The organism is Rhodanobacter spathiphylli B39, from assembly GCF_000264295.1.
GTDB classification, from domain to species: domain Bacteria; phylum Pseudomonadota; class Gammaproteobacteria; order Xanthomonadales; family Rhodanobacteraceae; genus Rhodanobacter; species Rhodanobacter spathiphylli.
In genome coordinates this window covers 1-2,990 of record NZ_AJXT01000076.1, presented here as the reverse complement: position 1 = coordinate 2,990, position 2,990 = coordinate 1, and the positions used below count along the sequence as shown (strand labels likewise).

Here is a 2,990-nt window from a genome sequence, read left to right as displayed (position 1 = left end):
GCTTGAGACCACCCGGCGACGGCGGCGGTTCCCCGCAGTGCAGCTTGACCCGCACGCCGCTCGGCTCAAGTCTAGGTGGGCGGCGCCTTGCGCCGCCTCTCCGCCATGACCGCCCGATCCGCTGACTTCGCCTGCCGCGAACTCGAGGACGACCATGACGGCCCGCCATTGTCAGCCGCTACAGCGCGGCTTCGTGCGGCGCCGTGGTTGATGCCGGCACGATCCGCGCCCAGTCATGGGAGGGTCGCATCGTGACGTATTCCACGGAAAGCATCCGCAACATCGCATTCGCCGGGCACGCCGGCGTGGGCAAGACCAGCTTGTTCGAGGCGCTGCTGGTCGCCGGCGGCGCCATCCAGTCCGCCGGCAGCGTCGAGCGGGGCAACACGGTTTCCGACAGCGACAGCCAGGAGAAATCGCGCGCCCATTCCATCGACAGCTGCGTGGCGAACCTCGATCACGGCGACTGCCACGTGAACCTGATCGACACCGCCGGCTACGCCGACTTCCGCGGCGCCACGCTGGCCTCGCTGTCGGCGGTGGAAACCGTGGCGGTGGTGGTCAACGCGATCAACGGCATCGAGTACGGCACGCGCCGGATGATGATGCATGCAAAAGCGCGCGGCCTGGCCCGCGTGCTGGTGATCAACAAGATCGACTTCGACGGCGCCAACCTGCCCGTCCTGGTCGACGCGCTGCGCGACGAGTTCGGCAGCGAATGCCTGCCGGTCAACCTGCCCGCCAACCGCGGCAATCGGGTGCTGGACTGCTTCTTCCACACCGAAGGCACCACCGATTTCTCATCACTGGCCGAGGCGCACCAGCGCATCCTCGACCAGGTGGTGGAGATCAATGAAGGCGTGATGGACAGCTACCTCGATGCCGGCGAAGGCGCGCTCACGCCGGAGCAGCTCCACGATGCGTTCGAGCAATGCCTGCGCGAAGGCCACCTGGTGCCGATCTGCTTCGTCAGCGCCCGCACCGGCGCGGGCATCCGCGAATTCCTCGACCTCGCCGCGCGGCTGCTGCCCAATCCCGCCGAAGGCAACCCGCCACCGTTCGCCCGCGACGACGGCACGCCGCTGGCGGTCAGCGCCGATCCCTCGGCCCACGTGATTGCCGACGTGTTCAAGATCGTCAACGACCCGTTCGTGGGCAAGCTCGGCGTGTTCCGCGTGTGGCAGGGTACCGTGCGCCGCGACAGCCAGCTGCTGGTCGACGATGGCCGCAAGCCGTTCAAGGTCGGCCACCTGTTCCGGGTGCAGGGCAAAAGCCATGTGGAGATCGAAGCCGCCGTGCCCGGCGACATCGCCGCAGTGGCCAAGGTGGAGGAGATCCATTTCGATGCGGTGCTGCACGACTCGCACGACGAAGACCGGATCAGCCTGGCGCCGCTGGCCTTTCCCGCGCCGATGTTCGGGCTGGCGCTGGAGCCGAAGCACAAGGGCCAGGAGCAGAAGCTTTCCAACGCGCTGGCGCGGCTGGCCGAAGAGGACCCGTGCTTTCGCGTCGAGCACCACAAGGAGCTCAACGAGACGGTGGTGCGCGGCCTGTCCGACCTGCACCTGAAGGTGATGCTGGAGCGCATGCGCGAGCGCTACGGCGTGGAGGTCGACTCGCATCCGCCGCGGATCGCCTATCGCGAAACCATCGCCGGCCACGCCGAAGGCCATCACCGGCACAAGAAGCAGACCGGCGGCGCCGGCCAGTTCGGCGAGGTGTTCCTGCGCGTCGAGCCGATGGAACGCGGCGCCGGTTTCGAGTTCGTCGACGCGGTGAAGGGCGGCGTGATCCCCGGCCAGTTCCTGCCGGCGATCGAGAAAGGCGTGCGCCAGGCGATGGAACACGGCGCCGTGGCCGGCTATCCGCTGCAGGACGTGCGCGTCACCGTCTACGACGGCAAGTACCACGCGGTGGACTCCAAGGAAGTGGCCTTCATCAGCGCCGGCAAGAAGGCGTTCCTGGATGCCGTGGTGAAGGCGCGGCCCACCGTGCTGGAACCGATCGTCAACATCGAGGTGGCGATCCCCGAGCACAACGTGGGCGACGTCACCGGCGGCCTGGCCGGCAAGCGCGCCCGCATCCTAGGTACCGACAGCCAGCGTGGCGGCGAGCTGGTGATCAAGGCGCAAGCGCCGCTGGCCGAACTGACCGACTACCCCACCGAACTGAAATCGATGACTGGCGGGCGCGGCCGCTACAGCCTCGACCTCAGCCACTACGAGGCGGTGCCGGCCACCGTGCAGAAACAGCTCAGCGAGGCGTGGAAGCCGCACGCGGAGGAGGATTGATGGCGCCGCGCGCCACGCGCACGTCGCTTTCATCGCGCGCCGCTATGCTGGTCATCCCCCACCGACACGGAGCATCACGATGAAGCCTGCCTGCACCCTGCTGCTGCGCGGCCTGCTCTGCGGCTCGATGCTGTGGCTGGGCGCCTGCGCCGTGCGCGCCCAGACCGACGGTGCCCAGCACATGCCCGAGAACAGCATCACCCTCGAACGCAGCACCTGCTTCGGCAACTGCCCCGCCTACCGCGTAACCGTGACCGCCGCCGGCCAGGTGAGCTTCACCGGCCAGGCCCACGTGCAAACCATGCAGGCCACCGGCCAGGTCACCCCTATCCAGCTGGCCGCGATCCACGACGCGCTGGCGCGCGCGGACTTCGACGCGATGCAGGCCAGCTACGTCAGCCGCGAGGACGGTTGCGGCATGATCATGACCGACCAGCCCGGCATCAGGATCACCGTGGACAACCCCGGCGGCAGCCGCAGCGTGGACTTCTACCTCGGCTGCACCGGTCCGGTCGCCGAAGCGATACGCCCGCGCATCGAGCAACTGGCCAACAGCATCGACCAGCAACTCGGCACACGGCGCTGGATCGGCACGCCGAAACCGCCGGGCGCGGCGGAACACGTGGAGCGCTGAATCTGCGCGGACAGGGAAGATCAAAAGGCCGGGATTTAATTACTTCTACTGTGTTATTAAACATG

2 protein-coding genes are annotated in these 2,990 nt (G+C 67.8%); both read left to right on the top strand.

Features of this window, described 5'->3' with window-relative positions:
- The first annotated feature begins 251 nt into the window (after nt 1–251).
- A complete protein-coding gene (fusA, locus tag UU7_RS17025; protein ID WP_007810592.1) occupies nt 252–2,291 on the top strand; it encodes an elongation factor G in 2,040 nt (679 codons plus the stop codon).
- Between the two features lie 79 nt (nt 2,292–2,370).
- Nucleotides 2,371–2,925: a DUF6438 domain-containing protein gene (locus tag UU7_RS17020; protein ID WP_007810590.1), complete on the top strand. Its 555-nt coding sequence runs from the start codon at nt 2,371–2,373 to the stop codon at nt 2,923–2,925.
- Nucleotides 2,926–2,990 lie beyond the last annotated feature (65 nt).